The 9,392-nt window shown below is 34.9% G+C and carries 3 protein-coding genes; 1 reads left to right on the top strand and 2 read right to left on the bottom strand.

What is annotated here, in order from left to right:
- Both ACH2BV_RS15395 and dnaE read right to left on the bottom strand, forming a co-directional pair.
- On the bottom strand, positions 1-2,748 hold a 2,748-nt coding region (locus ACH2BV_RS15395), incomplete at its 3' end, for a type ISP restriction/modification enzyme (protein WP_395051673.1).
- 69 nt (positions 2,749-2,817) lie between these two features.
- Entirely contained in the window at positions 2,818-7,386 is a 4,569-nt protein-coding gene (gene dnaE / locus ACH2BV_RS15390) for a DNA polymerase III subunit alpha (RefSeq protein ID WP_395051672.1), read from the bottom strand.
- A gap of 621 nt (positions 7,387-8,007) precedes the next feature.
- Between dnaE and leuC the strand changes: the two genes are divergently transcribed.
- Positions 8,008-9,392, top strand: a 1,385-nt coding sequence (gene leuC, locus ACH2BV_RS15385) for a 3-isopropylmalate dehydratase large subunit (protein ID WP_395051671.1), incomplete at its 3' end; no start/stop codon positions are given.

Raw genomic sequence — 9,392 nt, 5'->3', positions numbered from 1 at the left:
GTCCTTGATGTTGCTGTTATCGACCACTCGCAAATCATAAGGTTTTACGGTTTCATAATCTATATGCAAATCCATCAATTGTTTTCCCCAAGAAACCCACTGTTGAAAATCATCATAAAAAGGCAAACGCGGAAACTCCCGTTTTAAGTTCAACTCATACTTTTTGCGGTATGCTGGATTGTGCAGAATAGCGTATGTGTAATAAAAAATGTCTTCTTTGGTGATTGTTGTATCTCGATAATGCGATGTAAACTGACTTAAACCCCAATCGGTAATGTTATCGTGGCGATTGCCTTCTTGGTCATAAATGTATAACGGCATTGTTTTATTTCCACCTGCTGCATTGCTTAATGAATTCAAATCATTAATATTTTCAAAAGCTAATGTTGAAAATTGAATTTCAGTATCTTTTCCAATATAACCAATACATTTATTCAATCCTTTTAAATCTTTTGAAAATATATCAACGTGATTTTGGGTTAAAACATCACTAAATATTTTTTCTGAATAATAATGCTTTTTGGTAAATGGTTTATAATATGCAGTGATAATTTGATTTTTATTAAATTTAGATTTTAAATTTCTATTAAATTTATTTGACAAATCTCTACTCCATTTTATTTCTTCATTTTGAATTTGATTAACTATTGAATTATTGTAACTTTCGGATAAAAATTTTACCTTTATTTCTAAATTATTTTTATCTAAATCATAAACCCACTCATCTCTTGCTGTTACTACTCCATTTGAGAAAAAATTATATAGTGCATTTTTAGATTTTCCTAATTTAACATTTTTATCAATAGTTGGAATTAAACTTTCCCAATCATTATCATCAGAAAGATTAATCCAATTATTATTTTTATCAGGAATAATTGCATCAAAATTAATTTGACCAAAATTAGAGACATCATTTAACCATTCGAATTTTTCTATTCTAGTGGCACGAATATCGCAAGGATGAATGTATTTGATTTGGCAATTTTCGTTTAATTTTTCTTTCGATTTTACTAAGAACATAATCGCAATTCCAACCATTGCCCCCAAACCAAAAACAGTATGCGCTTCACCAAGAGAAATTCCATTTTTACCTGAAAGCTCTCTTACATTTCCACCTAAATCAATAATATAACAAAAATCAAATTCATCTTGAATACATTTTCTAAAACCATCAAACGTTTTACTATTTGCAAATGAATTATTAGTAACCATACAAACCACCCCATTTTCATCAATTCTATCAGTTGCCCATCGATAAAAACGAGCATACATATCATATACTTTTGATTTTTGAGCGTTTGATTGTTTTACATATGTTTCTTTTATTCTATCATCAATATCTCTATATTCCCTGTTTTTATTAAAATCGTTAAAGTTGGCCTGGTTCGCATTGTAAGGCGGATTGCCAATAATCACGGAGATTTTTTGCTCGTTTTGGCGTTTTATTCTTTCTGCATTTTCAGAACTAAAACCAAACATATTGTGTTGTTTGCCATCGTAAGCCAAACCATCAATATTGTCTAAGGTATCTACAAAACACGAGTTGGGAAATTCAAGATACTTACCCATTTTTTGTTTGTAGGTGTATTCAATATTCAAATTAGCAACATAATACGGTAGAATAGCAACTTCGTTAGCAAAAATTTCGTTCAGGTATTTGTGTTCCAGAAATTGTGCAGGAATAAAATCGATAATATCCGTAATAAAAGTGCCTGTTCCCGTGGCTGGGTCCAGAATATGAACGTTCTTGTCAGCAAGACTTTTGTTAAAATGTTTTTGCAGTAAATAATCGGTACTTTTTACCATAAACCGTACGATTTCATTGGGTGTGTAAACCACGCCAAGCTTGTCGGCTCCTTTTGGGTTATAGACTTTATAGAAGTTTTCGTAAACAACTTTTAGAAATTTTTGTTTTTCGTGATGGTCGCTTACTAAAGCGGCTTGCGCATTCAAGGTTTTGTAATAATGCCCGAGTTCGCCCAATTGGTTTTGGCGCATTGTTCGTGACATAAAGGTGTTGACTAATTCTTCGAGTTGCTCTGCAATGTTATTTTCGTGGTGAAAATCACTTTCATCAAAGACAGATTTAAATAAATCTTCAGTCAGGATGTGCTGGATAATCATTTCACGAATGTCTTCTTTGGTAATTTGCGGGTTGATTTCTTTTTGGCACATTTCAAAAAAATCTTCCGAGCTTTTTACAAACGCTTTGTTAGTTTTGAATTCATCACTAATTGTAGAACGCAAGGTTTCGACAATCGTAGGAATATCTTCTTTGAATTTGCGTAATGCTTCGTCAAATTTTTCAATATATTCGGGTTTGTAATTGATGAATTGCAAGAGGATTTTTTCCAATTTTTCGGCATCATTCATTTCAACACGAGCAATTTCAACATTATTCTGGATAAGAACTGCAAAAATTGAATCTTGAAAAATGATGTTGGTTTTGGGATAACCGTCTTTGTAGAGTTTTTTGTTAATTTCGTTATCGAGAGTGTCGCTTGTATCTTTGCTTTCTACATATCCTTTGTGAATACGGAGTTCGTTCATCAGGATTCCGTCGGGACGAATGTTTTTTCCAGCTTCGTTCTTTATAGTTACTTCGGTTGCATACACATAATGTTTAGTAGTCGCCATTTGCAATAACAACATATCAAAAGGCTGTTTTATAGCCATTTCGTTGGAAATTCCAGACCTTTTTAACGAATGAGAATAATTGTAATACTGATGAATGAGTTGTATTGACATATAAAATAAATTGTTTGTTCAAATGTAAATAAATTCTTAACAGTTAAAATCATTAAATAGCTTTAAATCCTAATTTAACCTAAAATCTACCTGCATCTTCTCTAATTCCGTCAACAACTCATTCGAAATTTTTATTTTCAATTTTCGGCTTGGCATTGATATTCGTGTAACTACTTTTGTTTCCTCAACTTCAGAAATTGTTTCAACAAAAGGAGCTTCATCATCTTCAGATATTTCTTCAGTAAAAATGGCTGTTTCATCTGATATTCCATCATCAAATAATGGGGATTCTGACTTTTCTTCCGCCTTTAAGATTTCTGGAACTATATCTATTGGTTTTCGGATTGTTTCTAATTCCAGAACATCAAAAGTAACCGTATTATCGCCTTTATTAGCTTGAAAAACAGCATTCAATTTCGAAATAAATTCCGCATTTAAATCTTTTACATCCAATAAAATACATAGTTTTTTGGCAAAATTTTCGAATACATCCTGTAACATTTTAAATTCCGAAAATTGCAATCTTGGATCTCCTTTTTTACCAGTTTCTCTATCTGCCCAACCTTCTTTTACCAATATTTTTATGTAGGTAAAGCTATTTGGAATAAGATAATGTCGGTTTTTCATATACTCTTCTCCAAAGATTTTGAACTCATAACTTTCATCATAACCTTCAAGTTGAAACAACGCCCAGCCCTTGCCGTTCTTAGCAATTCGATGTTGAACGTTGGTAATAATTCCTCCAAAAGTTAAGTTTTTATTCAAATGCTGATTCAAATCTTTGAGTGATTCCAGTTTAGAATTACAGAAATATTTCATCTCAAATCTAAAATCATCAAGTGGATGTCCCGAAATATAAATCCCAACAACTTCTTTCTCTTTAGCGAGTTTTTCCATCGTTGTCCAGTCCTCGCAAGGCGGAACAATGGGTTCTGCAATTTGGACATCGCTGCTTTCCCCAAACAAACTTACTTGAGAAGAATTTTCATTTTCCTGAAATTTTGCTCCATATCGAATGGCTTTTTCATAAAAAGTGATTCCATCCGTATCAATGTGAAAATATTGCGCCCGAGTAGTTCCAATGAAAGAATCAAAACCACCAGCTAAAGCTAGATTTTCCAATGCTTTTTTATTAGCCGCACGCAAATCAATTCGTTTGGTCAAATCAAAAATCGATTTGTATTTTCCCGATTTTCTGTTTTCAACAATAGTTTCCACAGCACCCATTCCAACACCTTTTACGGCGCCAATCCCAAAACGAACGGCATAATCATCATTTACCGTGAATTTATAGAAAGATTCGTTCACGTCTGGACCCAAAACCTTCAATCCCATTCGCTTGCATTCTTCCATAAAAAAGGAAACTTGCTTGATATCGCTCATATTATTAGACAAAACCGCAGCCATATATTCGGCTGGATAATTTGCTTTCAAATAGGCGGTTTGATACGCAATCCAAGCATAACAAGTGGAGTGTGATTTATTAAATGCATATTCCGCAAAGGCTTCCCAGTCTTTCCAAATTTTCTCCAATTTGTCTTGCGGATGACCGTTTTCCATTGCCTGACTGATGAATTTGGGCTTCATTTTCGCCAAAACATCAATCAGTTTTTTTCCCATAGCTTTTCGCAAAACGTCGGCATCACCTTTGGAGAAATTAGCTAATTTTTGAGACAGAAGCATTACCTGTTCTTGGTAAACCGTAATTCCATAAGTGTCTTTCAGTAATTCTTCACAAACATCAATGTCGTAAACAATATCTTCTTCTCCGTTTTTCCGTTTGATAAAACTAGGAATGTATGCAATTGGACCCGGGCGATAAAGTGCATTCATCGCAATCAAGTCAGGAAAAACCGTAGGTTTTAACTCCTTCATATATTTCTGCATTCCGGCACTTTCATACTGAAAAATCCCAACCGTTTCGCCACGTTGAAAAAGCTCGTAGGTTTTCACATCATCAATAGGAAATTCGTCTGGATTGAGGTCTATTCCACTTCTATATTTTACTAATTTAACCGTGTCTTTAATCAAAGTCAGGGTCTTCAAACCCAAGAAATCCATTTTTAATAAACCAGCACTTTCTACGACCGAGTTATCAAATTGTGTCACGTACAAATCCGAATCTTTGGCTGTAGCCACAGGAACAAAGTCAGTAATATCGCTTGGCGTAATAATCACACCGCAAGCGTGAATCCCAGTATTTCGTAGGTTCCCTTCCAAGACTTTGGCTTGTTGAATGGTTTCTCCACCCAAATCACCTTCATTGGCAAGACCTATTAATTCTTTTATTTTTTCAAACTCTTCAGGACGAACAGCCTTTTTTATTAAATCTTCTTTTTCATTTAAAAAACGAGCCAAATTCCATTTGGAGGGCATCATTCCAGGAATTAATTTAGCAATTTTATCCGCTTCAAATAATGGCAAATCCAGTACACGAGCCGTGTCACGAATTGCCGATTTCGTAGCCATTTTTCCGTAAGTAATAATTTGTGCTACTTGTTTCGAACCATATTTTTTGATAACGTAATCCATCACTTTGGTTCGGCCTTCGTCATCAAAATCAATATCAATATCGGGAAGTGAAACCCTGTCAGGATTTAAGAATCTTTCGAAAAGCAAATTGTATAAAAGCGGATCAATATTAGTGATTCCGAGACAGTACGCCACAACAGAACCCGCTGCAGATCCACGACCTGGACCAACAGAAACTCCCATATCACGAGCCGCTTTTATAAAATCCTGCACAATCAAAAAGTAGCCAGGATAACCCGAATTTTCTATGGTTAATAATTCAAAATCGATACGCTCCTGAATTTCTGGGGTGATTTCTTTGTAACGTTTGTTGGCTCCAATAAAAGTCAGGTTTTTCAAATAGGCATTTTCTCCTCGAACTCCTCCGTCAATCACATCTTGTGGAATATTAAATTCCACTGGAATTTCAAATTTTGGAAGCAATACTTCTCGAGCCAAATCATAAATTTTGATTTTATCTACAATTTCAGATATGTTCGAAATGGCTTCCGGTAAATCGTTGAAGATTTTCTTCATTTCCTCGCCCGACTTGAAATAATATTCCTGATTGGGCAAGCCGTAACGATAGCCACGCCCGCGTCCTATTGGAGTAGATTGCTTTTCGCCCTCTTTTACACATAATAAAATATCGTGTGCATTAGCATTGCTTTTTTCAATATAAAAAGTATTATTCGTCGCCACAATTTTGACTTCATGCTTTCTCGCCAATGAAATTAATCCTTCGTTCACGCGATTTTCATCCTCTTGATTGTGACGCATCACCTCAATGTAGAAATCTTCACCAAATTCTTTTTTCCACCAAAGCAGAGCTTCTTCGGCTTGGTTTTCACCCAAATTCAAAATTTTGCTCGGAATTTCTCCATAAAGATTTCCTGACAAAACAATGATGTCTTCCTTATATTGTTGAATAACTTTTCGATCTATTCTTGGAACATAATAGAAGCCCTCGGTATAACCAATGGAAGACATTTTGGCTAAATTATGGTAGCCTTTTTTGGTCTTCGCCAAAAGAACGACTTGGTAGCCATTGTCTTTTACAGACTTATTTTTATGATCTTCACAAACAAAAAACTCACAACCAACAATTGGTTTCATAGGAACTTCTGTTGGTTCCTCGCCTTTTTCAACAGCTTCCTTATTTTTGGCTTCAGCCGCTTTATTATGGTATAAAATATCCCGAACAAAGTGAAAAGCACCCATCAAATTGGCGTGATCTGTCATTGCCACAGCCGGCATTTTTTGCTGAGATGCCGCTTTAACCAATGCCGCAACACTAATCGTGGATTGCAAAACCGAAAATTGAGTGTGATTATGCAAATGCACAAAATCGGAATCAATTAAACTCTGCTTATTATCTGAAAGTTCCTGTTTCGAAATTGGTGCGGTTTGTTGGCTACCCAATTGCTGGCGAATCTTGTCAGAAGCTTCCTTTAAATTAATATGTTGCAACCCGATGAGTTGAATTTCTCTTGGATTTTTTAATTGAAAATCCTCAAAATATTCCTGTTCAACTTCTAAATCATTTTTGGTAAAAACTTCTGTACGAATTAATTCGAAAAAGCAACGCGTTGTTGCCTCAACATCGGCTGTGGCGTTGTGTGCTTCGCCAAAAGGTTTATTGAAAAGATAAGAATGTAGTTCGGTTAATGTAGGTAATTTGAATTTACCTCCACGACCTCCAGGAAGTTTCAATAAAGACGCCGTAACTTCAGTACAAGTATCTAGAATTGGCATTGAACTCATTGGACTTTCAACACCCAATCTATAAAATTCGCAACCCATAATATTGATGTCAAAACCTAGATTTTGACCCACAATAAATTTGGTTTTCGATAAAGCAATATTGAATTTTTCTAAAACTTCGGCTAAAGGAATTCCTTCAGCTTCGGCCAATTCAGTCGAAATACCGTGAATTCTTTCGGCATCATACGGAATATTAAATCCCTCAGGTTTCACCAAATAATCCTGATGTTCTATGAGTTTTCCCATATCATCGTGAAGCTGCCAAGCAATTTGAATACATCTTGGCCAGTTGTCCGTGTCAGAAATTGGTGCGCCCCAACGCTTTGGTAATCCTGTAGTTTCGGTATCGAATATTAAGTACATAATTGAATTTTAAAGCTTTGTAATTACCAAAAATTACATTTAGCAATTTTCAAATTTAGAATTTTTTAGTTGAAAATATTTTGGAAGTTATCAACAAAAATGATCCAAAAAAAACCAAATAAATTAGCATCTGTATTTTTTTGGATGTCGTAGTAATTTATCAAATAAATTGGTGAAATACGCATTGAAAACTCCTAAATACATCTATTTTAATTGATGTTAAAAAGCATAAAAGATGTTTCTTAACAAGAACTTATTAAAACAATTCAAAGCAAAAAAATTATTAATTATTATCCATATTTAATATTTTGTTAAACTATTTGTATACAAATTCCCAATTTACATTAATATTTTGTTGAAATCATAAATTTACAAAGCATTTGTCTCAACACGTTAAAAAGTGACAAAACAAAAAATGAGCAACAAAATTAAATGGTATAAAAAATCCTAAACTGCTAAACAGAAGCCGGAAAATGGCACAAAACCATTTTGGGTATCGTATATAAGTAAATAATAAAATTGACAACTTTATTTCTTTTTTTAAATTTGCTCCCATTGTTATAGTTATAGCCCTTTTTTTTGGGTTGTAAAAAAGAAATACACTTAAAAAAATAGTTAAAAATGAGTACTACATTATTCGACAAAGTATGGGATTCGCACGTGGTGCGTCAAATTGAAGATGGACCAGACGTGTTTTTTATTGACCGTCATTTCATTCACGAAGTTACCAGTCCTGTTGCTTTTTTAGGTTTAAAGGAAAGAGGAATTTCGGTTTTATATCCAGAACGCACTTTTGCTACTGCCGATCACAACACACCAACGATAAACCAACATTTACCTGTTGAAGACGCATTATCTGCCAATCAATTAAAGGCTTTGGAAGAAAATTCCAATGAATACGGCATTAGCCACTGGGGTTTAGGAAATATAAAAAACGGAATTGTTCACGTTGTTGGTCCTGAAAACGGTATCACTTTGCCGGGTGCAACTATTGTTTGTGGCGATTCACACACTTCTACTCACGGTGCTTTTGGGGCAATTGCTTTCGGAATTGGAACTTCTGAGGTGGAAATGGTGCTTTCTACGCAATGTATTATGCAACCGAAACCTAAAAAAATGCGCATCAACGTAACTGGAAATCTTCAATTAGGAGTTACTCCAAAAGATGTTGCACTATATATTATTTCAAAATTATCAACATCAGGCGCTACTGGTTATTTTGTGGAATATGCTGGTGATGCTTTCGAAAATATGACAATGGAAGGTCGAATGACCGTATGTAATTTAACTATCGAAATGGGTGCTCGCGGCGGAATGATTGCTCCAGACCACACTACTTTCGATTATTTGAACGGTCGTTTGTATGCTCCAAAAGGTGAAGCTTGGGATAAAGCTGTGGCATATTGGAAAACTCTAAAAACAGATGCTGACGCAATATTTGACAAAGAAATCAACTTTTCAGCTTCGGATATTGAGCCAATGATTACTTATGGAACTAATCCTGGAATGGGATTAGGTATTTCTAAAAGTATTCCAGATTCAAAAGACGTTGCCGAAGGCGAGGAAACGTATGTAAAATCTTTGGCTTATATGGGTTATCAACAAGGTGAAGCGATGATTGGAAAACCAATTGACTACGTTTTCTTGGGAAGTTGTACCAATGGTAGAATTGAAGATTTCAGAGCTTTTGCATCGATAGTAAAAGGAAGGCAAAAAGCGGCAAATGTTACGGCTTGGTTAGTTCCGGGATCACACGTTGTTGAAGCACAAATCAAAGAAGAAGGAATTCTTGATATTTTGACTGATGCTGGTTTTGTATTACGCCAACCAGGATGTTCTGCTTGTTTAGCGATGAATGATGACAAAGTTCCTGCCGGAAAATATGCAGTAAGTACTTCTAACAGAAATTTTGAAGGACGTCAAGGTCCAGGTTCAAGGACATTGTTAGCAAGTCCGTTTATGGCTGCTGCCGCTGCTGTTACAGGAGTTTTGACAGATCCAAGAGA

Origin of the sequence: Flavobacterium sp., from assembly GCF_043780635.1 — a bacterium.
In the GTDB taxonomy this organism is placed as follows: Bacteria; Bacteroidota; Bacteroidia; order Flavobacteriales; family Flavobacteriaceae; genus Flavobacterium.
The sequence above is the reverse complement of the archived record's forward strand: the minus strand, read 5'-3'. Positions and strand labels throughout refer to the sequence as shown.

What these genes read in the sequence shown, in the direction of transcription:
- dnaE (WP_395051672.1), bottom strand. Translation starts at nt 7,386, where the DNA reads ATGTACTTAATATTCGATACCGAAACTACAGGATTACCAAAGCGTTGG.